Origin of the sequence: Paenibacillus rhizoplanae (assembly GCF_042684125.1) — a bacterium.
GTDB lineage: Bacteria > Bacillota > Bacilli > Paenibacillales > Paenibacillaceae > Paenibacillus_AQ > Paenibacillus_AQ rhizoplanae.
The window spans coordinates 317,348-342,078 of the sequence record NZ_JBHUKY010000021.1 but is presented as its reverse complement, the minus strand read 5'-3'; the positions used below and the strand labels follow the sequence as shown (position 1 = coordinate 342,078).

At 54.1% G+C, this 24,731-nt stretch carries 26 protein-coding genes; 3 read left to right on the top strand and 23 right to left on the bottom strand.

The window, feature by feature from the left end; genetic code table 11:
* Positions 1 to 548: 548 nt before the first annotated feature.
* From ftsY to ACFSX3_RS11760, 12 genes are all read right to left on the bottom strand, one after another.
* Positions 549 to 1,541: a signal recognition particle-docking protein FtsY gene (gene ftsY / locus ACFSX3_RS11815; RefSeq protein ID WP_209986072.1), complete on the bottom strand. Its 993-nt coding sequence runs from the start codon at positions 1,539 to 1,541 to the stop codon at positions 549 to 551.
* A 57-nt stretch (positions 1,542 to 1,598) separates the two neighbouring features.
* A complete protein-coding gene (gene smc, locus ACFSX3_RS11810; protein WP_209986069.1) occupies positions 1,599 to 5,168 on the bottom strand; it encodes a chromosome segregation protein SMC in 3,570 nt (1,189 codons plus the stop codon).
* Between the two features lie 225 nt (positions 5,169 to 5,393).
* On the bottom strand, positions 5,394 to 6,098 hold the full coding sequence (gene rnc, locus ACFSX3_RS11805; protein WP_173126887.1) for a ribonuclease III: 705 nt from the start codon (positions 6,096 to 6,098) through the stop codon (positions 5,394 to 5,396).
* A gap of 14 nt (positions 6,099 to 6,112) precedes the next feature.
* The gene (gene fabF, locus ACFSX3_RS11800; RefSeq protein ID WP_209986066.1) at positions 6,113 to 7,351 is read right to left on the bottom strand and encodes a beta-ketoacyl-ACP synthase II; all 1,239 of its coding nucleotides are present in this window, start codon (positions 7,349 to 7,351) and stop codon (positions 6,113 to 6,115) included.
* Between the two features lie 175 nt (positions 7,352 to 7,526).
* The gene (gene acpP / locus ACFSX3_RS11795) at positions 7,527 to 7,760 is read right to left on the bottom strand and encodes an acyl carrier protein (RefSeq protein ID WP_036694165.1); all 234 of its coding nucleotides are present in this window, start codon (positions 7,758 to 7,760) and stop codon (positions 7,527 to 7,529) included.
* 122 nt (positions 7,761 to 7,882) lie between these two features.
* On the bottom strand, positions 7,883 to 8,632 hold the full coding sequence (gene fabG, locus ACFSX3_RS11790) for a 3-oxoacyl-[acyl-carrier-protein] reductase (RefSeq protein ID WP_209986062.1): 750 nt from the start codon (positions 8,630 to 8,632) through the stop codon (positions 7,883 to 7,885).
* Positions 8,633 to 8,683: 51 nt separating this feature from the next.
* Complete coding sequence (fabD, locus tag ACFSX3_RS11785) at positions 8,684 to 9,607, bottom strand: ACP S-malonyltransferase (RefSeq protein ID WP_209986060.1); 924 nt, start codon at positions 9,605 to 9,607, stop codon at positions 8,684 to 8,686.
* Positions 9,608 to 9,721: 114 nt separating this feature from the next.
* Positions 9,722 to 10,711: a beta-ketoacyl-ACP synthase III gene (locus ACFSX3_RS11780; protein ID WP_209986058.1), complete on the bottom strand. Its 990-nt coding sequence runs from the start codon at positions 10,709 to 10,711 to the stop codon at positions 9,722 to 9,724.
* 8 nt (positions 10,712 to 10,719) lie between these two features.
* A complete protein-coding gene (gene plsX / locus ACFSX3_RS11775; RefSeq protein ID WP_036694171.1) occupies positions 10,720 to 11,709 on the bottom strand; it encodes a phosphate acyltransferase PlsX in 990 nt (329 codons plus the stop codon).
* Positions 11,693 to 12,289: a transcription factor FapR gene (gene fapR, locus ACFSX3_RS11770; protein WP_209986054.1), complete on the bottom strand. Its 597-nt coding sequence runs from the start codon at positions 12,287 to 12,289 to the stop codon at positions 11,693 to 11,695. The genes plsX and fapR overlap by 17 nt, the downstream gene beginning before the upstream one ends.
* A 274-nt stretch (positions 12,290 to 12,563) precedes the next feature.
* Positions 12,564 to 12,737, bottom strand: a complete 174-nt coding sequence (rpmF, locus tag ACFSX3_RS11765) for a 50S ribosomal protein L32 (protein WP_076154019.1) — start codon at positions 12,735 to 12,737, stop codon at positions 12,564 to 12,566.
* 51 nt (positions 12,738 to 12,788) lie between these two features.
* Positions 12,789 to 13,310, bottom strand: coding sequence for a YceD family protein (locus ACFSX3_RS11760; protein ID WP_209986051.1), 522 nt, complete (start codon positions 13,308 to 13,310; stop codon positions 12,789 to 12,791).
* 139 nt (positions 13,311 to 13,449) lie between these two features.
* On the opposite strand from ACFSX3_RS11760, the gene ACFSX3_RS11755 reads away from it, so the two are divergent.
* Positions 13,450 to 14,688 carry a nucleotidyltransferase gene (locus ACFSX3_RS11755; RefSeq protein ID WP_209986415.1) on the top strand — a complete coding sequence of 413 codons (1,239 nt, stop codon included), beginning with the start codon at positions 13,450 to 13,452 and terminating at the stop codon, positions 14,686 to 14,688.
* On the opposite strand, the gene ACFSX3_RS11750 is transcribed toward ACFSX3_RS11755, so the two are convergent.
* The gene (locus tag ACFSX3_RS11750; RefSeq protein ID WP_209986047.1) at positions 14,678 to 15,718 is read right to left on the bottom strand and encodes a YlbL family protein; all 1,041 of its coding nucleotides are present in this window, start codon (positions 15,716 to 15,718) and stop codon (positions 14,678 to 14,680) included. The two genes, ACFSX3_RS11755 and ACFSX3_RS11750, sit on opposite strands and share 11 nt — an antisense overlap.
* Before the next feature lie 160 nt (positions 15,719 to 15,878).
* Between ACFSX3_RS11750 and ACFSX3_RS11745 the strand changes: the two genes are divergently transcribed.
* Positions 15,879 to 17,135, top strand: coding sequence for a nucleoside recognition domain-containing protein (locus ACFSX3_RS11745; protein WP_209986044.1), 1,257 nt, complete (start codon positions 15,879 to 15,881; stop codon positions 17,133 to 17,135).
* Here the strand turns inward: ACFSX3_RS11745 and coaD are convergent.
* The 3 genes from coaD to ACFSX3_RS11730 all read right to left on the bottom strand — a co-directional run bounded on the left by coaD (position 17,107) and on the right by ACFSX3_RS11730 (position 18,952).
* Positions 17,107 to 17,625 carry a pantetheine-phosphate adenylyltransferase gene (coaD, locus tag ACFSX3_RS11740; protein WP_209986041.1) on the bottom strand — a complete coding sequence of 173 codons (519 nt, stop codon included), beginning with the start codon at positions 17,623 to 17,625 and terminating at the stop codon, positions 17,107 to 17,109. The genes ACFSX3_RS11745 and coaD overlap by 29 nt on opposite strands.
* Entirely contained in the window at positions 17,609 to 18,217 is a 609-nt protein-coding gene (gene rsmD, locus ACFSX3_RS11735; protein ID WP_209986038.1) for a 16S rRNA (guanine(966)-N(2))-methyltransferase RsmD, read from the bottom strand. Before rsmD ends, coaD begins: the two co-directional genes overlap by 17 nt.
* 459 nt (positions 18,218 to 18,676) lie before the next feature.
* Entirely contained in the window at positions 18,677 to 18,952 is a 276-nt protein-coding gene (locus ACFSX3_RS11730; protein WP_209986035.1) for a hypothetical protein, read from the bottom strand.
* A 333-nt stretch (positions 18,953 to 19,285) separates the two neighbouring features.
* On the opposite strand from ACFSX3_RS11730, the gene ACFSX3_RS11725 reads away from it, so the two are divergent.
* Positions 19,286 to 19,861: a hypothetical protein gene (locus tag ACFSX3_RS11725; RefSeq protein ID WP_209986030.1), complete on the top strand. Its 576-nt coding sequence runs from the start codon at positions 19,286 to 19,288 to the stop codon at positions 19,859 to 19,861.
* 113 nt (positions 19,862 to 19,974) lie between these two features.
* Here ACFSX3_RS11725 and ACFSX3_RS11720 read toward each other — a convergent pair whose 3' ends face one another.
* The 7 genes from ACFSX3_RS11720 to ACFSX3_RS11690 all read right to left on the bottom strand — a co-directional run bounded on the left by ACFSX3_RS11720 (position 19,975) and on the right by ACFSX3_RS11690 (position 24,606).
* Positions 19,975 to 20,229 (bottom strand): YjcQ family protein, encoded by a 255-nt coding sequence (locus ACFSX3_RS11720; protein WP_209986028.1) that lies wholly within the window; start codon positions 20,227 to 20,229, stop codon positions 19,975 to 19,977.
* A 176-nt stretch (positions 20,230 to 20,405) separates the two neighbouring features.
* Positions 20,406 to 20,540 (bottom strand): YjcZ family sporulation protein, encoded by a 135-nt coding sequence (locus ACFSX3_RS11715; protein WP_209873522.1) that lies wholly within the window; start codon positions 20,538 to 20,540, stop codon positions 20,406 to 20,408.
* Positions 20,541 to 20,688: 148 nt separating this feature from the next.
* Entirely contained in the window at positions 20,689 to 21,111 is a 423-nt protein-coding gene (locus ACFSX3_RS11710) for a hypothetical protein (protein WP_209986025.1), read from the bottom strand.
* Positions 21,112 to 21,225: 114 nt separating this feature from the next.
* The gene (locus ACFSX3_RS11705) at positions 21,226 to 21,507 is read right to left on the bottom strand and encodes a holin (protein WP_209986021.1); all 282 of its coding nucleotides are present in this window, start codon (positions 21,505 to 21,507) and stop codon (positions 21,226 to 21,228) included.
* A gap of 5 nt (positions 21,508 to 21,512) precedes the next feature.
* Complete coding sequence (locus tag ACFSX3_RS11700; protein ID WP_209986019.1) at positions 21,513 to 22,316, bottom strand: glycoside hydrolase family 73 protein; 804 nt, start codon at positions 22,314 to 22,316, stop codon at positions 21,513 to 21,515.
* A 165-nt stretch (positions 22,317 to 22,481) separates the two neighbouring features.
* On the bottom strand, positions 22,482 to 22,562 hold the full coding sequence (locus ACFSX3_RS11695) for a YjcZ family sporulation protein (RefSeq protein WP_245368211.1): 81 nt from the start codon (positions 22,560 to 22,562) through the stop codon (positions 22,482 to 22,484).
* A gap of 412 nt (positions 22,563 to 22,974) precedes the next feature.
* The gene (locus tag ACFSX3_RS11690; RefSeq protein ID WP_209986016.1) at positions 22,975 to 24,606 is read right to left on the bottom strand and encodes a diguanylate cyclase domain-containing protein; all 1,632 of its coding nucleotides are present in this window, start codon (positions 24,604 to 24,606) and stop codon (positions 22,975 to 22,977) included.
* Between the last annotated feature and the right edge of the window lie 125 nt (positions 24,607 to 24,731).

The window sequence follows — 24,731 nt, the reverse complement described above, 5'->3', positions numbered from 1 at the left end:
GCAAAATGGAGTTTCTTAACCATTCTGCCGGTTTGGAATCGCTTCCTTTCTCTTTTCACTGCTTTCAGGGACGTACAGAGTGAATTCCACATCCAATTGTATGCTGGAGCGCTGACAAGCAGTACTGTTATGAATTTTTCATATGTTGTATTTTTAACATGATTTCTGCATATCCTTTGAAAGGCCAAAAGGGGAGTACGCCGAAGGATGATTATGCACTGGTGGAGGCTCCTTTCTGCAGAGCAGGATATGTCCTTGGCGGGGGATTCTGCGCGGGAAGCCAAGAAGCGGCAGCCCCGCAACAGCAGGTGGACAAACGTATCTTAATTCTTCGATTTCTGAGGGATAAGGGCAAGCAAGTGGAGAAAATCCAACTATTTCCGGCTCCCTATTTCCTATTTTCCGATTTCCCTCCCCCTTGTGCTGGTCCAGTCCGTTCAACAAAAAAACCTCCCCGTGGAATATTTCATTCCAAAGGGAGGTTGCAGCGCAGTCATCTATTGTAGTTAAAGGTCTCCGACTACCCATTCAGCTCTTGCCCAGAGTGATTACTCTTCGGCGTCCGCTTCTTCAGAGATCATGCCTGCGAACAGGGCGTGCACGAACTGGTCGGAGTCGAACGGCTGAAGATCTTCCATTTTCTCGCCGAGACCCACCAGCTTCACTGGCAGGTTCATTTCCTGGCGGATCGCTACCACGATACCACCCTTCGCCGTACCGTCCAGCTTCGTTAGTACGAGACCGGTCACGCCGCTCTTCTCGCCGAACAGCTTGGCCTGAGTCAGCGCATTCTGCCCGGTGGTCGCATCCAGCACCATCAGTACCTCATGCGGGGCGCTTGGAATCTCGCGCTGAATGACACGGAAGATCTTGTTCAGCTCTTCCATCAGATTACTCTTGTTCTGCAGCCGGCCTGCCGTATCGCAGATCAGCACATCCACACCGCGCTGCTTGGCAGCCTGAACCGCATCGAACATCACCGCTGCCGGATCGGAGCCCGACTGCTGCTTGATAACATCAACCCCGGCACGCTTGCCCCACACCTCAAGCTGCTCAATGGCTCCGGCACGGAAGGTGTCGCCTGCCGCCAGCAGCACCTTCTTGCCTTCCTGCTTGTAGCGGTGCGCCAGCTTGCCGATGGTCGTGGTCTTCCCGACTCCGTTCACACCGACGAACAGGATCACAGTAATGCCGTCCGGATTCTCGTTCAGACTGTTGTCGTCATCGCCGCGCAGCAGCTCCATCAGCTTGCGGGAGAGAATCGGCTGAAGCTCTGCCGCGTCCTCGATCCGCTTCTGCTTCACTTCGGCGCGCAGCTCCTCCACTAGATTCATGACCGTATTTACGCCTACATCGGCGCCGATCAGAATCTCCTCCAGTTCCTCATAGAACTCTTCATCTATCTTTTTGCGGCGGATCATCAGATCAGAGACCTTCTCAACGAAGCCCTTGCGTGTTTTCTCCAGACCGTCACGGAACTGTTTCGTTACGCTTTCCGTTTTGCCGGAGATGCTGTCTTTCAGTTTTTTGAAAAAACTCATATGCTTATGCTTCCTCCTAAAGGGTTATAGGGATCACTTCATGAATCCTGCGTCTAATTAAGCTATCTCAGCTTCTTCATCCTCCAGCCGCACGGATACGAGCTTGGATACGCCGCCTTCCTCCATCGTCACGCCATAGAGCACATCGGCTTCCTCCATCGTTCCCTTGCGGTGTGTCACTACGATGAACTGCGTCTGCTCCGAGAACTCGCGCAGGTACTGGGCGAAGCGTACCACATTGGCTTCATCCAGCGCCGCTTCCACCTCATCCAGCACACAGAACGGCACCGGCTTCACCTGCAGAATGGCGAACAGGAGAGCCATTGCGGTCAAGGCGCGTTCCCCGCCGGAGAGAAGCTGGAGATTCTGCAGCTTCTTGCCCGGCGGCTGGGCAACGATATCAATCCCGGTATCGAGCATATGCTCGGGGTCCAGCAGCTGCAGATCTGCCCGTCCGCCGCCGAACAGCTTCGTGAACACCGTGCCGAATTCCCGGCGGATCGCATCGAAGGTCTGCTTGAAGCGCTTCGACATCTCCTCTTCCATCTCATGGATTACATGATACAGCGTTGTTTTGGCTTCCACCAGATCATCCTTTTGCCCGCTGAGAAAAGTATACCGCTCATGCACCCGTTGATACTCTTCAATCGCGCCCAGGTTGACCTCGCCCAGACCGGAGATGCTGCGCTTCAGACGCTGCACCTCCAGCTGTGCCGCAGGCACATCCTCCGGTACCGGATAACGCTGCTTCGCTAGCTCGTAGCTGAGCTCATAGTCATCGCTCAGCTTGCGGAGGATATTGTCCAGCTCCACATCGAGCCGGCCAACGGCAACCTCCGTGGAACGGAGCTTGTCTTCAACCGCCCGGAGCGCCTGCCGCTGGTCTTTGGTCTCGCCTTCGGCCAGCTCCAGCTTGCGCGAGATCGCCGCGCGGTCAGCACGGGCCAGGTCAAGCCTCGCAGACGTATCCTCCTTGCTCAGCCGCAGACTGTTGACCTCTTCCTTCTGCTTCACGGTCTCCCGTGCATTCTCTTCCAGATCCTGCTCGATTGTCATCAGCAGGCTGCGGCTCTGGCGCAGCTCCTTCTCCTGGGAGCCGGCATCCTGCCTCATCCGTCGGAGCTGCTCTTCCAGCGAGAAGATCTCCTGATCCAGCTTGCCCTCCGTGACCTTCATCCCGGTCAGCTTGCCCTGCAGCTCTTCCTTGGCCGATTCATTCGCCTTGCGGTCCGATTCGGCACTGCGGATCGCCGCATGCGCCTCCTGCTCTTCCTTCTCCAGCCGGGCCAGCTCAGCTTCGGCCTGCTTGCGGGTCTCGTCCAGCCCCCGCGCCTCATGCTCGAAGCCGCTGCGCTCCGCGCCTGCGCCCTCTACCTGTTCCTGCACATGCCGCAGCTCCTGCTCCAGCTGCTTCAGATCGCCGGATACACGCTGTTCCTCCAGACGCTTCTCGTCACCGTCATGACGCAGCTCCTCCAGCTTCTGAGAAGCCTTGTCCTGTTCGGCGCGCAAGCGGCTGATTCCCTGCATCAGCTTGGCAATCTGCTGCTCGCTTTCCTCAATCTCACCGGAGAGCTGGTCAAGCTGCCGCTTGCGGCTAAGCAAGCTGTTGTTCTTCTTATGCTGGCTGCCGCCTGTCATCGAACCGCCTGCATTCACGACATCGCCTTCAAGCGTAACCACTCTGTAGCGGTACTGGCATTTGGCCGCAATGCGGTTCGCCTGCTCCAGACTCTCAGCGATCACGACATTGCCGAGCAAGCTTCCGATAATGCTTCCATACTTCTCTTCATAGCCGACCAGCTCCGAACCGATGCCGACAAACCCTTCGGCACCTTGCACCAAGCTGCGGTCACTGCCGGTAATCTGCCGGGGCCGGATAACATCCAGTGGCAGGAAGGTCGCCCGCCCGAGCTGACGCTGCTTCAGGAACGCAATCGCCTGCCGGGACACCGCCTCATTCTCCATGACCACATGCTGCAAGGAAGCGCCCATCGCGGTCTCAATCGCCATTTCCAGCTTCTCGGGAACGGAGATCAACTCGGCAACTGCGCCGTGTACACCGCTTACCTGTCCTTTGCGCGCGCCCTTCAGCACCTCTTTGACCCCAAGCATGAAGCCGTCAAAATCATCCTGCATTTCCTTCATCGTCTCATGCCGGGAGACCTGGGCTTCGCGCTTCTGTTCCCATTTGCGCAGGCCGCTCTGCGTTTCTTCGAGCAGCTTCTGCCGTTTACCGGTCTGCTCGCTCTCCGTAATGTACGCGCCGCGCAGCAGGCCGATCTCCTTGCCGAGCGCGGTAATCTTATCCTTCAGCCCTGCTTGGGCGGAGACCAGCTCCTCCAGACGGGCTGTCCACTTGCCGCTCTCTTCCTGGCTGCGGCTCATCCGCCGCTCCAGGCTCTCTTTCTGCTGATCCGCATAGCGGATCTCGTTGCGCGCCTGGGCCATCAGGTTCATCAGCTCAAGCAAAGCGCTTTTCAGCTTCTCTTCCTTGCTCTGGCTGATACCACCGGCCACACCCTGCAGGTTCGATTCCTCATCCGCAAGCTGTGCCCGCAGCTCCTCCAGTGCTTGTCTGGCCTGCTTCAGCTTATGCTCCAGCTCGGCCAGCTCGCGCTGCCGCCCCTCGGAACGTTCCCCTACAGAACCCAGAGTCTGCATAAGCTGTTCCCGGTTCTGCTCCAGATTCCTGCGGCGCTCCTTCAGCAGCTCTCCGTAGCCTTCACTCTTCTCGTTGGCTTCGCTGCTGCGCAGCAGCTGCTCCTGCAGCTTCTCCACTTCCTGCTCCAGATTACGCAGCTCGGCCCGGCCGCTCTCCAGCTTGGCATCATGGGCAGAGACTACAGTAGACAGCTCCAGCTGCTCCGTCTTAAGCACCTCCAGGCGGGCATTACCCTCCTGCCAGGATGTATGTATGCCTTCGATCTGATGCACATATACCGAAATCTCCAGAACTTTAAGCTGCTCACGCAGCTCCTTATAGCGGAGTGCCTTCTCAGACTGGTCCTTCAGCGGTCCCACCTGATCCTCAAGCTCACTGATCAGGTCATGAATCCGCAGCAAATTCTGCTCGGTCTCGTCGAGCTTGCGGCCGGCATCTTTTTTACGTGACTTATATTTAACAATACCTGAAGCCTCTTCAAAGATCCCCCTCCGGTCTTCAGAACGGGTACTAAGAATCTCTTCAATCCGGCCTTGTCCAATAATCGAATAAGCTTCACGGCCAATGCCGGTATCCATGAACAGCTCTGTGATATCTTTCAGCCTGCAAGCCTGCTTATTGATCAGATATTCACTGTCTCCGCTGCGGTGGACACGCCGGGTCACGGTCACCTCGCTGAAATCCAGCGGCAGCACATGATCCTCGTTATCCAGTGTCAGCGAAACTTCGCCGTAATTGACCGCCTTGCGGGCATCGCTTCCGGCAAATATAATATCCTCCATCTTGCCGCCGCGCAGGGACTTGGCACTCTGCTCCCCAAGCACCCAGCGTATGCCGTCGGATATATTGCTTTTGCCGCTTCCGTTCGGGCCGACTACAGCCGTAATGCCGCGCACAAATTCCATCTCCGTTTTGTCGGCAAATGATTTGAAGCCCGCTAATTCAATCCGTTTCAGAAACATAACTCGCCAATCACCTCTGACCCATTATACCATAGTGTTTTCTTGCCAAAACACCCCACAAAGGGGTGCACCTGCTTCGATGTTTACTCAAGTACTTTGTGGGTACCCCAAAACATATAATTTCCGATATTCCGAAAAAGAGCAGCAAAAGTCTGACTTCCGCCGATATCGCCGGCATTCAGACCATTGCTGCTCTACTCCGCTTCTACTCGTTCAAATATGCCTTCAAGCGCCGTCTTCCTTCAGAAGCAATAACGCCGCTGCCGCTGCCTGCTGCTCCGCTTCCTTCTTGGAGCGGCCGCTGCCACTGCCGAGTGAACGGCTGGCCATATAGACTTCAGAGACGAACTCACGCTCGTGCGCCGGACCGCGTTCTTCAATAATCCGGTATTCCAGCGTACCCATGCCATGATGCTGTATCAGTTCCTGAAGCTCTGTCTTGAAATCGCTCATCTGCATTTGCAGCTTACCGTCGGTCTCAACCAGCGGGAATACGTGATTATCCAGAAATCTCCGGGCCGTTTCCAGGCCTTGATCGAGATAGAGCGCTCCCACGAAGGCTTCGAACACATCGGCCAGCAGAGCCGGGCGGGTACGCCCGCCCGTCAGCTCTTCCCCTTTTCCCAGCAGTACGAATCGCCCGAAGCCCAAGGTTTCGGCGAACCGGACCAGCGACGGCTCACACACAATCGCCGCACGCAGCTTGGTCAGTTCACCCTCGGGTCTGTCCGGGAGCAGATTGTACAGATATTCGGACACCGTCAGCTCAAGCACCGCATCACCCAGGAACTCAAGGCGCTCGTTATCCTGATGCTGATTGAACCGGTGTTCGTTCACATAGGATGCATGGGTAAAGGCCTGCTTCAGAAGTACAGGATCGTGAAATTGGATTTGAAGTTGGCTTTGTAACTGCTTCAGGTCTCCTTTCACTGCACTGTCTCCCCTTACTTATTATATTTTTTGAGAATAACGGTCGCGTTATGCCCTCCGAAGCCGAAGGAATTCGACATTGCGATGTTAAGCTCAGCCTTACGCGGCACATTCGGAACATAGTCCAAATCGCAGTCCGGGTCAGGGTTGTCCAGATTGATGGTAGGAGCAATCATGCCCTTCTGCAGGGACAGCCCGCAGATAATCGCTTCCACACCGCCGGCAGCACCAAGCAAGTGGCCTGTCATTGATTTGGTCGAGCTGATCGCTACCTTGTACGCATGCTCTCCAAGCGCCTTCTTCACAGCGGCTGTCTCCGATTTGTCGCCTACCGGTGTAGATGTGCCATGCGCATTGATATAGTCGATATCCTCAGCATTAATTCCGGCATCACGAATCGCCATCTTCATGCAGCGTGCTGCACCGTCAGGATCAGGCTCTGTCATGTGATGGGCATCGGCGCTAAGGCCATATCCGATCACTTCAGCATAGATCTTGGCTCCGCGCTTCTCGGCGTGTTCCAGGGATTCGAGAATCAGGATTCCCGCACCCTCGCCCATGACGAAACCGTCACGGCCCACATCAAACGGGCGGCTGGCCTTCTCCGGCTCATCATTACGGGTAGACATGGCTCTCATTGCACAAAAGCCTGCCATTCCTGTAGGGCGAATGGTCGCTTCCGCACCGCCGCAGATCATTGCATCCGCATCACCGCGCTGGATCAGACGGAAGGATTCCCCGACGGAGTGACTACCTGTAGCACAAGCGGTTACTGTCGTTGTATTCGGTCCCTTGGCACCGAGATTGATTGACAGCTGGCCGGAGCCCATGTTGGCAATCATCATAGGAATGAAGAACGGGCTGACCCGCTTCGGGCCTTTTTCGAGCAGCAGGTTGTGGTTATCTTCCCATGTGCCCAGGCCGCCGATTCCAGAACCGACTGATACCCCGATCCGCTCTGCATCGATATCTTCACCAATCGTAAGTCCGCTGTCCTTCAGCGCATCTTCACCAGCAGCAACCGCGAATTGTACGAACCGGTCCATCTTACGGGCTTCCTTGCGGCCAAAGCGTGCTTCCGCATCGAAATCCTTAACCGAAGAAGCAATTCGTGTTGGATATTCACTGACATCAAAAGCTTCAACCAGGGATACTCCGGACTTGCCGCTCATGAGGTTATCCCAGAACGTCTCAAGATCCTTACCCAGCGAAGTCATCACACCCATACCTGTTACAACCACTCTATGATTCAAACATAATCACCCCGTCTGTAGGCTGTGTACCTCTACAACTTGTAAACGAAACACGCCAGATGTCTATATAAACTGCAGTCGCCGCAGGATTAGTTAATCTGCGGTTCTCTTATTATCACTGTAAAATGAGGAGAAGTCCCGCCCTGGCAGGAACGGGACCCTCAATCATATGACTCTAGGTATGAGATTGTATGTACTTCACAACTTCACCCACGGTCGTAATTCTCTCTGCATCTTCATCAGAGATTTCCATATCAAATTCATCTTCCAATTCCATTACCAATTCTACTACATCAAGAGAATCAGCACCTAAATCATCTTTGAAAGACGCTTCTAATGTTACCTCTGCTTCATCGGCACCTAAGCGGTCGATGACAATGCGTGTTACACGCTCTAATACATCGGACATCCGGTTCACCTCCTCTTTTGGTATTATACGAGATATGAAGTCAAAATACCATAGAGCATAAAAAACGCTGCCCTGGCCGCCTCTGTCCATCTTCCCCCGTAATGATTTTAGCCTGCGAAGCCTTACATGTACATTCCACCATCCACATGAAGCGTCTGGCCTGTCATGTAGGCTGCCCCTTCCGAAGCCAGGAATACCGCCGCATTCGCAATGTCCTCCGCCCGCCCAAGCTCTCCCAAGGGAATCCCCTTGATCAGCTCGTTGCGAACCTCATCGGACAACTCGCGGGTCATGTCGGTATCAATGAAGCCCGGCGCGATGCAGTTCACGGTAATTCCACGCGCCGACAGCTCGCGGGCCGCAGACTTCGTCATTCCGATTACACCCGCCTTGGCGGCGGTATAGTTCACCTGTCCGGGATTCCCCGTCACGCCAACGACCGAGGAAATATTGATGATCCGGCCATAACGCTGCTTCATCATCGGGCGGGTCACTGCCTTCAGGCAGTTGAATACGCCCTTCAGATTCGTCTCGATGACCTGATCGAATTCTTCCTCTTTCATACGCATGATCAGATTGTCCCGGGTAATGCCCGCATTGTTCACCAGAATATCGATTTTTCCCCAGGCCTGGATAACCTCTTTGACCAGGTTTTCGGCGTCACTGCTGCGGCCGACATTCCCCTGCAGAGCGATTCCTTCCGAGCCCAGCTCATGAATCCGGGCTACGGTCTCTTCGGCAGCCTGAAGGCTGCCGGAATAGTTCACGGCCACCTTCACGCCATGTGCAGCGAGTGCCAAGGCAATGCTGCGGCCAATCCCCCGGGACCCTCCGGTTACAAGGGCGGTCTGACCTTTTAGTGCTGCAAACATGCTATGTTGTCCCCCTTCGATAATCATGCGGCTATGATTAGGCCAAGCGGCTTACCAGCCAGCCTGTACACTCTCCAGACTGTTGATATTCACAACCTTGACATTCCTGTCAATCTTACGGATCAGGCCAGCCAGCACACTGCCGGAGCCAATCTCTACAAAAGTATCTACTCCTGCGCCAATAAGCCATTCCACGCTATCCTGCCAGAGTACCGGAGAAAATACCTGTTCTACCAGCAGCTTGCGGATTTCTTCCGGGTCTGTTACCGGAGCAGCGGTCACATTGACCACTACCGGCATAGCAGGAGCATTGAAGGTTACCTTCGACAGCTCGGCAGCCAGCCGATCAGCCGCACCCTTCATTAATGAAGAGTGGAACGGCCCGCTAACCTCCAGCGGAATAGCCCGTTTGCCCCCGGCTTCCTTCACACGCTGGACCACCTCACCGACACCGGCCACGGAACCGGAGACCACAATCTGTCCAGGACAATTGACATTAGCCAGTTCAACCGGAGTACCCGACGCTGTAATACTGCGGCATAATTCCGTAAGCGCGTCACGACCTGCTCCAAGCACTGCTGCCATGGCCCCCTGTCCTCCGGGTACTGCTTCTTCCATGAATTGTCCGCGCAGGCGGACCAGCCTTACAGCATCTTCAAAGGACAGCACGCCGGCTGCCACAAGAGCGCTATATTCGCCAAGGCTGTGGCCTGCCACATAATCCGGCGCAATCTGAAGGCCGCTCAGCGCTTCCAGATAAGCCACACTGGCTGTAACCAGTGCCGGCTGAGTGTTCACCGTCTGCTTAAGCTCGCTGTCCGGCCCTTCAAACACAAGCGTGCTCAGCGGAAATCCAAGCACCTCGTCACCCTTTTCAAAGACCGCACGGCTCTGAGGCAATGCTTCATATACATCCTTACCCATACCAACTGCCTGTGCACCCTGACCGGGAAAGACAAATGCGATTTTGCTCATGAGGTATACAGCTCCTTCCCGTTAGCTGCAGCTCCGCCGCGTACTTGACGCCGAAGCTGAGCTGCATCGTATCTATTATGGATTCCTGTTATTTATTTAGTAATGCCCCGATTCTTACCAGATCAGCACAGAAGCGCCCCAGGTAAGTCCGCCGCCGAAGCCGACCATAAGCACAGCGTCGCCTGCCTTCATCCGGCCTTCCTCGGCTGCTTCTACAAGAGCCAGCGGAATGGAGGCCGCGGAGGTATTCGCGTATTTATCAACGTTGACAACAACCTTCTCCGGCGGCAGATCCAGACGCTGCATAGCGGATTGAATAATCCGGATGTTGGCCTGATGCGGCACGAACAAGTCGATATTCTCCTTAGACAATCCCGCCTTGGTAAGCACACGCTCTGTGGCCGATCCCATGACGCGTACCGCGAACTTGAAGACCTCACGGCCATTCATATAAATGAAGTGTTTCTTGTCTTCTACGGTCTGCCGGGAAGCCGGCAGACGCGAGCCGCCCGCTTCAAGATTAAGCAAGCTGCCGCCAGAGCCTTCCGCCCCCAGATCAAAGGACTGGAAGCCGCGTCCTTCAGGAACCTCGCCGACGATTACCGCACCGGCACCGTCACCGAACAGCACACAGGTATTGCGGTCTGTATAGTCTGTAATACGCGACAACGTATCCGCGCCGATCACCAGCGCATTGTTATACATTCCATTCTGGATAAAGCCCGTTGCCGTTGCCAGGCTGTAGACGAAGCCGGAGCAGGCGGCCGACAGGTCAAAAGCGGCTGCGTTCTTGGCTCCCAGCTTGTCCTGAAGAATGCAGGCCGTGGACGGGAAAGCACTGTCAGGTGTAACCGTAGCTACAATGATCAGATCGAGCTCCTCGGCCTTCATGCCTGCGGATTCCAGCGCCTTCAGGGCCGCTTCATAGGCCAGATCAGAGGTGGCCTGTTCCGGGGCCGCAATATGCCGTTCCCGGATTCCCGTGCGGCTGACAATCCATTCATCGTTCGTTTCGACGATCTTCTCCAGATCGCTGTTGGTTAATATTCTCTCAGGTACATATTTCCCAGTCCCAATAATTCCTACCGGACGTAATTGTCTCATGTCTTCACTCACTTCCCGCTAATTTCCTTCGATATACTGGGCACCAGATCAGCCTTCAGTGCAATCCGTGCCTGTCTTACCGCATTCTTCACCGCATTGCCGTCGGACGAACCATGCCCCTTCACTACCAGGCCGCTAAGACCGAGCAGCGGTGCTCCGCCGTGCTCCTTATAATCCATCTTGCCCTTCAGGCTTCTAAGCTCCGGCATCAGGATGGCCGCCCCCAGCTTCGTCTTAAGCGATTTGCTGAACTGCTCCTTCAGCAGGGAGAACATCGCGCCAGCCGTTCCTTCCAGCGTCTTCAGAAGTATATTACCGGCGAAGCCGTCACAGACCAGCACATCGCAGCTTCCGGTGAGCACATCGCGCGCTTCCACATTGCCGACAAAATGAATACCCTGCAGCGCCTCCAGGAGCGGATAGGCTTCCTTGGTCAATTCATTTCCCTTGCCCGGCTCAGCCCCGACGTTCAGCAGGCCTACCCGGGGCTTCGCAATACCGTGCACTTTGTTGCGATATATGCTGCCGATCAAGGCATACTGTGCCAGATGCTGCGGCTTGGCATCCATATTGGCGCCAAGATCCAGGGCCAGTACACCGACATCATCCAGCGTCGGAATCATCGGAGCCAGTGCCGGCCGTTCGATCCCTTCCATTCTTCCGACTACGAGAAGTCCTGTAGTCATCAGCGCTCCGGTATTCCCGGAGGAGATCATGGCATCAGCCTCACCCTCGCGGACCATCCGTCCGGCTACGACCATGGATGAGTCCTTTTTGCGGCGGACCGCCTTCACCGGCTCTTCATCCGAACCGATCACATCCCCCGCATGACGTACGGTAACGTTGGAGGGCTTAGTCTTCAGCAGCGGCCCAAGCCGCGCTTCATCGCCGACCAGCACGATCTCTATATCACTCCACTCCGCAGCCGCTGCAAGCGCGCCCTCCACATTACATTCAGGAGCATTGTCCCCGCCCATGGCATCAATGGCGATCCGCACTCCGGTTTCCCCCTTCGCTGTACTCTTCAGTTGCTGAACGATACACTATAAAATGGCCTTGAAATACCAGCTCTTCCCCGACATATGTAAACACATCTACTTCAGCTTTGCCGTTCCGGCCCGCAAGTGACCGCACCTGCGCCTTGGCAATGCATTTCTCGCCCAGCCTGACCATGCGCACAAACCGGATATCAGCCGAAGCCGTTAAGGCAATCTCATCATTTATAATGGCTACTGCCAGCGAATTCGCCTGACCGAAGACGTAGTGGCCCCGGGCAATCCCGTTGCGGGAGAACACATGCTCATCCCGGATCTCGAAGATCGAGATCCCGCTCCGGTCCAGCTGCAGATCCACAATATCACCGACCACTTCATCGGCTGGCAGGGAACGCACCTGATCATAGGAATGCTCCGCCATTTGCTTCATCCGCTCACGCAGCTCCGGAATCCCCAGTTCCAGCCGGTCCAGCCGGATCGTCTGGATACTCACCTTCAGCTGGCGGGTCAACTCCCGGTCTGTTACAAACGGGTTCCCTTCAATTATAGCCAGCAGCTGCTGCTGGCGTTCTTTCTTGGACATCCGCTCGATAGCGGCTCACCTCCCGGCACAGTCCTGATGTGCAGCATCCGGCCCGTAAGAGTGGCCGCTGTAGTTACGATTCTCTTTTATTCCTTACCATTTAGAACCAGGTACTAATATGTAGTATATAGCATGCCGCATCAAAAATAAAGCTTTGGCTTGAAAAGCGCCTGAAACCCGTGCTTTGCAAGGCTTGGCCGCTCCGTCCCCAGCTTCATTTTCCCCATAAAAATAGCACTCCACCGGCAGATGAAGTGCTACTCTTATGTGCAAACTATTGTTTGATGATTTCTCTTGCTTTGTATGTTCCGCAAACTTTACATACGTGGTGGGAAAGCTTCAGCTCTCCGCATTGTTCGCATTTCACCATACCTGGAACTACCAGTTTAAAGTGAGTACGACGCTTGTCACGGCGAGTCTTGGACGTTCTGCGTTGTGGTACTGCCATTGTTAGACACCTCCTGATTGTGTGTAACCCAAGTGGACTTGGGATTTGTGCTTAGTCATCTTGCTTGGTAAAGAATCCTTTCAACGCAGCGAGTCTTGGATCGATCACTGTGTTGTCGCAACTGCAGGTGCCTTCGTTCAAGTTCTGTCCGCATTTCTGACAAAGACCAAGACAGTCTGCCTTGCACAATACCGAATCCGGTAAGTGCAGTACGAAATTTTCTTCCACATACGGGATAAGATCCACAATCTCATCTTTGATGTAAATGAGTTTCTCATCATCATCTTCCGGAAGAATTGGCTGTTTAAGCCACTTGAAGGTCTCAGCGAAAGGAATGTTCAGCTTACTCTTGACCTCCGTGAGACACCTTGAACATAACATGTCCACTTCTCCACTCAGTGTTCCCACCACGTTCACACTATCGGTTCCCGCGGGCAGCGCTTTAAGGTCTACTGAGAGTGGTGCAACAGCAAGTATATCCTTGCGCCCTGTGACAACCTCACTGACATCCACAACATCGTGGAGGACCAGAGGCTCGTCGGCATTCGCTAATTTGCGAAAGTGAATGTTCATTGATATCACTCCAAACAAACAAAATTTATTATACCTATTATTACCTGACTTTGTCAACCACTTTCCCTTTATATTGTTTCAGGGGGCGTGACAATTTATGATATACATTATAGATTCCAGAATGGGGCGTGAAGCAACTGTGGCAACTGTAGGTATTATAGCCGAATATAACCCTTTACATAACGGGCATGTCCATCATTTCACCGAGGCCAAAAGAATATCGGGAGCGGACCGCTCTGTTGTCATTATGAGCGGACCGTTCACCCAGCGCGGCGAGCCGGCGGCGGTCAGCAAGCGCGCCCGCACCGAGATGGCGCTGCATATGGGCGCCGACCTGGTCATTGAGCTGCCGGTGGCGTACGCCGTCCAGCCGGCGGAATGGTTCGCCTTCGGAGCGGTATCCCTGCTGGAGGCGACCGGCGTCGTCGACAGCCTGTGCTTCGGCTCCGAAGCAGGCACTTTGGGCGTGCTGCTGCCTCTGGCCGGCTTCCTGGCCGAAGAGAGCAGCGCGCTTAAGGAGGAGATCCGCGCGCGCCTCTCTGAGGGCGCGGGATTCCCCGCCGCCTACAGTGCAGCGGCGGCGGCGGCCTGGAAGGGGACTCCCGGTTGGAACGGGAGTCCTGAAGAAGCCGAGGCGCTGCTGCGGCAGCCCAACAACAGCCTCGGCTTGCACTACCTGATCGCGCTAAGGCGGCTCGGCAGCGCGATCAAGCCCTTGACCGTGCCGCGCACCGGCGCGGGCTTCCACGACCCGCTGGAGGGCGGGTCGGCCATTGCCAGTGCAACAGCCATACGCAGGCTGTTGCAGGAGGGCGGATCACCGACGGCTTACATGCCGGAGTACAGCCTGTCCATCCTGGAGCGGGAGCGCGCAGCAGGCCGGGGCCCGGTGCTGCTCGAAGACTTCGCGGGGCCGCTGCGCCATGTGCTCTCCACGCGCTCCGCTGCGGAGCTGCATAGTGTACAAGACATGAACGAAGGCCTGGAGAACCGGCTGCTCCGCAGCCTGCCACAGCTGGACAAGTTCACCGTCAGCGGGCTGCTGCAGGAGCTCAAGAGCAGACGGTATACCCTTACCCGGCTCCAGCGTCTCCTGCTCCACACCCTGCTGAACCACAGCAAAGCAGAGCTGTCCCCCTCCATCCTCTCCCGGGGACCCGGCTACATAAGGGTTCTCGGCTTCCGCGAGAGCGGCCGGGAGCTGCTGAAGCAGATGAAGCAGACAGCGGCGCTTCCGGTGATTACAAGTCCAGCCCGCTATACCCATCCCATGCTGGAGCGGGACCTCCAGGCGGCGGCTGTGTTCGCCGGAGCTTATGCCGACCCGCTGCGCAGCGATCTGTACAGCGATTATCTCGAACCGCCGGTCAGGATCTGATGTTTGGCAACTCCTCCATGTATTTCAGGGCATCGGGTAGCGTTGAGACAGGAATCAATTTCATCTTTGTACCGATTTGTTCCGCTTTGGCCTTGGCCTCGTCATAATTCTTGAGCGGAACAAAGAAGATCTCCGCACCCTTGCGGTCGGCCGCTACAATCTTATGCTTCACACCGCCGATTGGCCCCACGTTCCCCTCCGCATCTATCGTACCCGTGCCGGCTACCTTCCGGCCCTTGGTGAGATCGCCCGGCGTAAGCCGGTTGTAGATTTCCATGGTGAACATCAGTCCGGCAGAGGGTCCGCCCACGTTAGTATCCACGAAACTGACGGCTTTACCTTCCTCCTTGGGCTCCACCTTTTGAACCGCACCAATAACAACTCCGAAGCCCGGCCGGGCAGCCGCAGCATCTTTATCTTTTACTCCCACCAGCTTGACCTGCTCCTTGATCTCTTTGCCGTCACGCTGAAGTAATACCTCCACGGTATCTCCAATTTGGTGAACGGACAGCAATTTAGACAGAGCGGCTGGATCGGCTGCCTTTTGCCCGCCTACACTGATGATTTTATCTCCCGGCTTGAACCGGTCCTGATTCGCAGCCTCAGGTACGGAGAACACATACAGATAATCCACGACATCCGCATAGGGTACACCCGCAGCATGATAAGCTGCCTGCACGGCATAAGACTGGGAACTATTCATATAGAATACCTGCTCCGCCGCATATTCCTGTTCCGTCTTATCTTGCAGGCGGGTCTCTTTCAATACTACCTCGGCATTAGAGTTGAACACAGAAGCGATTAGAAGAGCCACATTCGCATAGCTTGCAGAGACCGTGGTCATCATGAAGGTTCCCTGCTCCTGGGGATCGGCATTCTCAACCCTGATCATCGGTGCCACCTCGGAGGCGCTTCCCGGCTGATATACAATGTAAGGCGTGTTCATAAAGACCACAACATAGAGAATGACCACGAATGAAAATAAATAGGCTGAAGCGCGGAGGCCTACCCGGCGTTTATACTGCCTCAAGTCTCTTCCCCTTCTTTCCTGCGGCATGATGCCCGGCACTTAGAATGTGGTACCAGCAGCCTGGAGCTTCGGTCCGGCTGTGGCATGATGGTTGTCTCCCCTGCATAAATTGATAACAAGATCTGCCCATGTCCTAAGCTATGAAGAGGGGATAACTCTAATGATAAACTTTAGATTCAGACACTTCCTGTCGGGTTCAGCTCCATTTATACCCGGAGCCGCCGCCATTCTGCTCGCTATAGCCATAGTCGCAGCACCCGAAGCCTCTTTCAAGGCTTCACTTACGGGCCTTTCGCTCTGGTGGACCCTGGTCTTTCCGGCGCTGCTGCCCTTCCTGATCCTGTCAGAGATGCTCAGCGCATCAGGCTTCGTGCACGGTATCGGCGTCCTGCTTGAGCCGCTGATGAAGCGGTGGTTCCGGCTTCCCGGGGCGGGCGGCTGGACGCTTGTACTCGGCCTCACCGCCGGCTTCCCGGCGGGAGCCGGCGGAGTGATGCAGCTGTATAAGCAAGGGGCTATTACGGACAAGGAGGCAGGACGGCTGGCAGCTATCGTGCATTATGCCAGCCCGGTCACGCTGCTTATTGTAGTCGGAACAGCCTTCCTGCACAGTCCAGCCGCCGGGTATGCCCTGCTTGCCATCCACTGGCTGTCAGGCTTAGCCACAGGTATGCTATCCGCCTGCTTCAGCAGCTCCCGCAAGATAGTCTCTCCTATTCCGCAGGGAAGCGACACCAGACATACCAGCAGCCGCTCCCGCGCCAAAAAAGCATCCTTGCCCCGGCGTATCCATCAGGCAGCAGCGGATGCCCGTTCAAGGGACGGACGGGGCTTCGGCAAGGTGCTCGGTGAATCCGTATCTTCCGCCGTACAGAACCTGATGATTGTAGGCGGGTATATGATCATGTTCGCAGTTGTCGTAAGTATTATTACAAGGCTGTTCCCGGGGCTGCCGAATCTGGTTACAGCAAGTCTGCTAGAGATTCATCTCGGCGCCCGGTCGATGACCTCAGCCGCAACAGATCATGAAGGCTTCATCTTAGGCGGTCTACTTGGCCCGGCACTGCTATCCGCCGGACTGGCCTGGAGCGGTATTTGCGCTCAGCTCCAGGCACTCACTGTGCTGAAGGCAGCGAATGTCCGCTTCCTTCCGTTCACCGCAGTCAGACTGCTGCATGGACTATTTGCCTTTGCGTTCACACTCCTGCTGTGGACACCGCTGCTCAATCTTCAAGCTGCGGTGCTGCCGGTTATTGCCGGTTCACCCCCAGCCGATCTGCCGCAAATAGGCACTTCGCTGAGAATATGGACTCTGGCCCCACAGATCCTGGGACTTCAGACACTACTTGTTATGCTGCTGCTGGCATTATCCGCTGCCGTGAAGCTGCTTACATCGAACCGCCGTCCATCCGGCTGAACTTCTGCTTCATGGCCAGCTCCACTTCAGGGGTTACAAAATCCGAGACCTTCCCGCCGAAGTGGGCAATCTCCTTCACCACACTGGAGCTAAGATAGGAGTATCTCGGATTGGTCATCATAAATATAGTTTCTGCTTCAGGGTCAAGATTATGATTAATGGAAGCGTTCTGCAGCTCATATTCAAAATCCGTAACAGTCCGGATTCCCCGGACAATAACCTGGGCATCCTTTTGCCTCACATAGTTAACCAGGAGATCACGGAAGCTGTCCACCTCAACATTCGGTATATCCGCAGTCGCCTGACGCAGAAGCTCTGTCCGTTCCTCGACGGAGAACAGCGGATTCTTGCTCAGGTTGTTCAGCACCGCCACAATCAGCCGGTCGAACTGCTTGGCGGCCCGGTGAATAATGTCCATATGTCCCAGCGTAACCGGATCAAAGGTTCCCGGATAGATGGCGACACGCTCTTTTCTAATTTGCAGACTCATCATTAACCTCCTTGCTGCTTACGGCAGCCTCTGGAAGAGCAGCTTCATACCGGTAGATCGAGATTGTAACCTCTCCATAGACGGATTGCCTCGTTCTCACGAACCCCCGTATATCCTCCGGGTAGGCATATCCCGATTCATGCTCCAGCACGATCACCGCATCCGGGTTCAGTAGCAGCTTGTCCGCCAGCGTAACCATCAGCTCGTCTCCATGCTTCATACGGTAAGGCGGGTCCAGAAAAACAAGATCAAACGCTCTCCCCCGCTTCTGAAGTGCCGCAAGCGCTCTTCCCGCATCATTGCGGTAGACCTCAGCCTGCGCCTCCAGCCGGGCCGCCTTCAGATTTGCGCGCACCGTATCAATCGCCTTCTGCTCCATATCCACAAATACTGCGGCTTCGATCCCTCTGCTCAGGGCTTCGATCCCCAGGCCTCCGGTACCGGCATACAGATCAAGCACCGTACCTCCTTCAAAATAAGGCCCGATCATACTGAATAACGCTTCCTTTACTTTATCGGTAGTAGGCCGTGTGCCATTGCCTGGAACACTTTTAAGCGGCCTGCCTTTTGCACTTCCCGATATGACTCTCACCGATTATCCACCTGCTTTTTAGCTTTTATGTCTCTACATTGTTATGCCATTACAGGGCATAAGTCCAAGCCTATAGTACCACAATTTTTCCATGAAATAAAAAGATTGTCCGAGTTTGTCACAATGCGGAGCTGAAGAATATTCGCAAGCAAATGTATAAAACTCCCGTAACCGGGTCATCCTGTAACTATCGACATCACAAAATGTCGTAGACAACCGCGGAGCAGGCTTACGTTTCCCCATAAGCTCTTCGTCCGGTTTCTCCTCTCCCATGAAAGAGGCTCCCGAAAGGGAGCCTCGATTTTTGTTATTTGGTTATTCAAGTGGAAACGGCATTGCCGTCCTTTTAAAGGACGGTACCGTTTCAGTGAGAAAGATAAGGATAATTATAGCGCGAAGCATATAAATTCTTATCTTTTTAAAAAATCCGACGCCCTGTGGGCACCGGATCGGCTCTGCTTATATAATCCGCTTCAGCTTGGCTTCCTGCTCAATGGAGCGCGCTGAGAGAAGTTCGATAATTCTGTGCTGATTCTCCAATAAAGACTCAACGTTGATGAGGCGGTCGTTTGTTTCCAGCACAGCACGTTTAATCTGTTCCTGATCTTGTTTCATGTTCTGCTGCTCTGTCTCTATTCGATCCAAACGCTCGTTGACGGTTCCTAATTCCGCCTTAACAGGAACTAACTCTTCCCGAATAACGGACCGCAATAATTGTACCAGATCATTATCCATGTACTCCGCTCCTTCAAACTTAATATATAGATTGTACCAGAATCCAATTCATTATTCTACATCATTTGACCTTGTCGATCTTGAACACAAACTTCCATGAGGCTGAATTTCCGGAATACCGCCCGCGGTTTTCGACTACCGTCACTGTCAGTGATTTGTTCTGGGTATCCTTCAGGGCTGACACTTTAATCGAGGTGTTCGCTGAGCCGTCATCGGGGATCTTATCTTGTTCCTGCGCTTCAGCACGAAGCTTACAAGCGAATAAATTCAATCCGCGCGGACAAGGTTACATATATAGTATATGGATATCAGATAGATTCAGGAGGAACCGCTATGAAGAAGCCCTTGTACAAAAAGATGTCATCCCTTGCCCTAGTGATCGTATTCGGCGGTGTTATTGGACTGACCGCAGGCTGCAACGCTCCGGCAAATCAGGCCACCCCGACTCCCACCGAGGCAGCACAGCCGACAGCAGCACAGCCCACCACTGCGCCGGTCGCTGAGCCGACTGCCGGGAAGGGGTCGATGAACTGGGAATCTGCTATCCAACAAATTGCCGCTACTGATACAGAGGCTACGCAAAAGGCAGATGCTGCGGAGGTTTTGGCGAAATCGTATACTCCGTCGGCTGTGGAGCTTAAGGATTTTGAATCCCAGATCGTGGAGGAGTACACCGCCGGGAATTATCTCGCGCACAGCGAGGACGCCGGATACATGCTGACGAACCTGTTTAAGGCCACCGTAGTTGAGCGCAATCACCCTGACGGTGAAGCCGTTAAGAAGTTTGCCTTTGACTTTTATCAGAACACCAAGAATGTCTTCCGCGGAGCCCATGCTGTGGACAGCGAAGCCGTACAGTCGAATGAAACACAGATGGACAAGGCGTTGTCAGAGATCACAACCAAGTAAAACTGCTTATGGCTCCGGCATGGGGCCTCCCGTATTTACAATCAAGCGGGGACCCTAGTCAAAAAAATAGCCCGGCCTCTTAGAGTGCCGGGTGATGATTTTTATTCATTTGTTCAGATTCTGCCAGACTCTTTCAATAAAATAAAATCAAGCCCGCGCCGGGTCAATTTGATTCCCGCGGTAGTAACCGTCACAGCACCACTGCCTGATCTGGAGATCTTAATATTCTCCACCATCCGGCTGTCGGTAAGCTCCTCCATAATATCGGCGAAGGCCTCGGCTTCCAGTTCCATTACCTCCTGATTAACCGGCTGATCCGATTCAATCCGCTTAAGGATGGCGTATATCTTTTCCTTCTCTTCCATCATAAACCTCTTCCCTACCCGTACTGATTGCCCTGAAGACAATGACTTCTATTATCGCACATCCCTTCCGGGCATGGCGAATTTAATTTACTGTCAGGGAGCAAAGCTTGTCCTCTTCTGCGCCTACAAAAAGCGCAGTCCCGGGACTCCACCGGGACCGCGCTGACTGATTGGATCTCCTAGTAGAAGCAAGCACTCAGAATAATAACGAGCAGGATATAAAGAACCAGAATCGCGCCTGTCGATGTCCAAGGACTTACTCCACACGTATTCACGCCGCCTACATTGCCACCGTATCCGCAATCTGCACCCATGAGATTACCTCCTTCATAATGTTGACTACAGAACAGCATATGAGTAAGTAGCCTTATCAGATTGGGCGAAACGGACATAATTTGGGGGCGTATGTACAAGGGCATCCTGCCCGCCTTCGCGGCCAGGCAGGATGCATAATGTTACAGATTAATCGGATACCAGGATTCCATCGAAGCTCTCCGGACCTACACGGATTGTACCCAGAAGGTTCGAACTGATGAACGCAGTATAGGTTAACTGCGGAGTAATCGTCGGCAGGAAATCATCGGCAGAGAAGGTGATCACCTGTGGCGCAAGAATACTAAGATTGAAAGTGGAAGTGGCGGAATACACCAACGGGTCCGTAGCCAGTGTTCCTCTAACAATAGTTACAGTGATGCCAACCAGTGCAAGGGGTAGCTGGACCGATACCGTTCCTTTCAGAATTACACGTGGATTCGTACCCACTCCATCTGTAATTAATCCTATCTGTCCGAACAGCTGTGGAGTATCAACTACCAGGATAGGTATTGCAATAGAGTTAGCAAAACTAGCATTCTGCGATGTTCTTCCATCAACATAAGTTCCCATATCAAGCACCTCCTTTCTTGTTAATTTAATATATTCACAATCCTTCCAAGTCGCATGGATGATATACCCGCTCTCTTTCCCTATATTACATACTCTCTTACAGCTCCAGCTGTCCTATTCTTCTTTGGTAGTCCCGCTCCGCTTATTGAACGCCAGTTCAAACAGTCCCGTTGCCGATAATCCGGCTAAGCCTCCGGCCCATAGACGAAGAATGAGATTCATATCTGTAAAAGGATACGCAGCCGCTCCTACCAGCAGGCCGATGATCAGCCCCACCGCAGGAACCACGTTGCGCGGAAGGGTCACGCTGTTCTTGACGAGCTGGACCAGCGCCATGACGAATACCGCCAATACGGATGCAAAAGCTAGTACATTGTTAAGTGCATCATTGTACATAACCGCTATCCCCCCTTGCTTGTAACCAGAAGACCGGCGCGGTTCAATACTGTCAGTATCCGGTAGAAATCATAGCTGCCTCCTGACGGCGTATCCAGCAGACCGGCGGCAGACGCTGCCTGTACCGCAGGCTCAGCCCAGGCCGGCACATTCATTACTGTACGGCCCTCAATGACAGTCAGCCGCTCCGCGACACCTTTAATGGCCTGGCCTTGCTCTTGAACGCCGGCCTTGAGTGTATCTCTGCTGACAGACAGCCCTGCCAGCAGCTCCTTCAGTTCCCGCAGCTCGGTTTCCAGCGCCGCAATTTTTTGTTTATCTTCAGCCGACATCTCTTCATCCTCCTTCAGCTCGTCATATTGATACAGGTTATATGAATCCATAATCTGAATCAGCTTGGACGCATAACCCGGGTCCGTAGCGTAGCCTGCAGCAGCAATCTCGCGGGCGGCTGTTTTGCCGTCGACTCCAATAGCCTTGCTGTACAGCTTGGGGTTCCAGGAGACTCCCCCGGTAATCAGCGCGGAATGATCCGTCACAGATTCTCCCCAGTTATTATAGGAACGGAACTGGGCAGTCACCTGTACAGCTTGGCCGTTCCTGTATTCCGTTGTCGGAAGCGCCAGGCTGCCCGCAGGCCCGCTGCCCTTGATGCCGAACAGATTGTTGGCCTTAAGCGTCAAGCCGCTCGTTCCCCAGCCGGATTCCAGCGCTGCCTGGGCAATCGTCAGCGAAGCTGCGATACGGGTGCGCTGCATATCCGCTACTGCGAAAGAAGCGATCCGGGCGATAAATTCGGAGTTCGTCATTGCATCACTTCCTTTCCTACTATATTAAATGCCCCGTCCTGCCAAACTGCCTGTGCTTATCCCTGTTATGATGTATATGGAAGTGAGCTGCAGCTTATACGCACGCAAACAGCGCCGGAGCGGATGCCCCGGCACTGTTTCAACAACCCCCTATATTCCCTTCCGCTAAAATACACTAAGGATAATAATCAGCAAAATAAACAACACCAGTATGGTCGCCGTTGACGTTCTAAGACCTCCACTCATCTGAAGCCCTCCTCTCTTACGCACATGCCCAGCTTTGATTCCTCTACATCATATGCCTGTAGTCCCAAAAAAACTGGGCGAACGCATAATTTGGGATTTATATGTAATAAAAGTATTGTTAAATCTTCCATCCTGGCTTAAACTAGTAATAATTAACTATATCGGAGGGACTAATTTACTATGCCTTCATATTATTTCAAGGAAATTTGGACACCGCTGAGCTGGATAGGCATTAAGTTTTTCCGGGACGACGAAGGATTTCTGTGGATAAAGAGATGGTCTAATCCACGTAAGCGGTTACGCTGAGTGTAGTGAGATAACGCAAACAACCTTTTATCCGGTACAAGAGGAGCATTCCCATCCTGCCGATAAAAGGTTGTTTGTTGTTTCTGTCTGCCTCTGATTCCTGATCCTAGGATGCCGCCTCGAAGGTGATCCGGTTCTTCCCGCTCCGCTTGGAGATATATAAGGCTTCGTCCGCGAGCCGCAGCGTCTCAACCGTATCGCCGCCATCCGGACTCCATACAGCAGCACCTACGCTGCAGCCTACACGAAGTTCCTCGCCTTTGATCAGAATCGGCTGGTTGATCTTGCTGATAATCCGCGAAGCCACCACCTCCGCTTCCCTCATCGGTTTGCCCGCCGAGGTATTCAGAATAATCACGAATTCATCCCCGCCCAGCCGGGCAACGATCTCATTGTCCCGCGTACAATCCATCAGCCGGAAGGCTACCTCTTGCAGCAGGGCATCTCCAACCGCATGGCCGAAGGTGTCGTTCACTTTTTTGAAGCCATCCAGATCCATGTACAAAAAGCTTAGTGTTGTCCGCTTCTGCTTGGCCTTACTGACCGCATGGGCCAGAAACTCATCCAGCGCTGCCCGGTTGGGCAAGCCGGTAAGCTTATCATGCAGCGCCATATCCGACATATAGCTCAGCTTGGTCTCTGTCTTGGTCAGGTTGTTCACCAGACCCCTCAGGGAGGCCGACAGAATCGCCACATCCTTGAACCGGGTAGAGCTCGGGATCTCCACATCGGCACCGGAGCTGAGCAGGTCGGCTGTCCGGGTAATATCCCTCAGCGGTCGGCTGATCCATCCGGCCAGCAGCCAGCCGATCAGTGCGAAGGCCGCAGCGGTCAGCAGACCGCTGATCAGGATGAAGCGTTCAAGCTGATGGACCGAGGCAAAAGCGATGTCCGCGGGCTGACGGATAATGACCGTCCAGCCAAGGCCCGGATAGTTCATGTAACCGTCGCCGTAGGCGTATCCCGTTAAATAGGAGTCACGGCCCCGCTCCTGTTCAATCACGTAGGAGCTATTGCCGCTGCGGGCCTGCTGCAGGACCGCATCCGTCATTCTTTTGCCGGTGAGCGCTGCAGGTCCCAGCAGAATGGTGTCATCCTTCTTGCTGACCACGAACACCTCCACACCCTTAAGCCGTTCCTTGAGCGGATTCACAATGGAGGCCTCGACCTCGCGTGACCACTCCCAGCTAAGATGTGCCGCCAGCACGCCGCTTGTCTGTCCTTGCTTGTCCATGACCGGCACGCTCACATCAACAAATTGCAGGGCTTCCCCCGTAGGGTTAGGCAGCAGCTTAGAGAGCAGCACCGCATCGTGGACATCCCCGACGAAGGTTCCCTTAAGCGCCTGCTGAAAGACAGGCCGCTGGCTGATATTCGTCCCCTGCAGGATCTGATCCGTGGAAGCAACTACATTCCCTGTCTTATCCAGAAAGCCCACCCAGGTGAATACCGGCAGACTCTTCTTCAGCTGATCCAGTAACCCGCCCACTTCTACCTGCCCCACGGGTTCTTGAAAAGCATTCAGCTTACTCAAAACTTCTATTTCACCGGAACGTGACCACATGAAATGATCAAGCTTCTCGGACATTTGATTGGCCTCTGCGGCCAGGGAGCTGCCGATACCGACTTCTACGGAAGTGGTGGAACGGTTGCCGATCACATAGCTGAGCATAGCCGTCAGCAGAATGATAATGACCGCAAATGCTGTTGAAAATAAGGTGCGAAGACTTAATGACATGTACACTCTCCTCTTCCGATGACCTTGTTCATGATTCCGACCACTGAAGATATCTTGCAGCAACATGTCGAAAAGGGTCGATATTTCTTTATCGGAAGAGTCCGGCAGAAATATAATACAGCTTC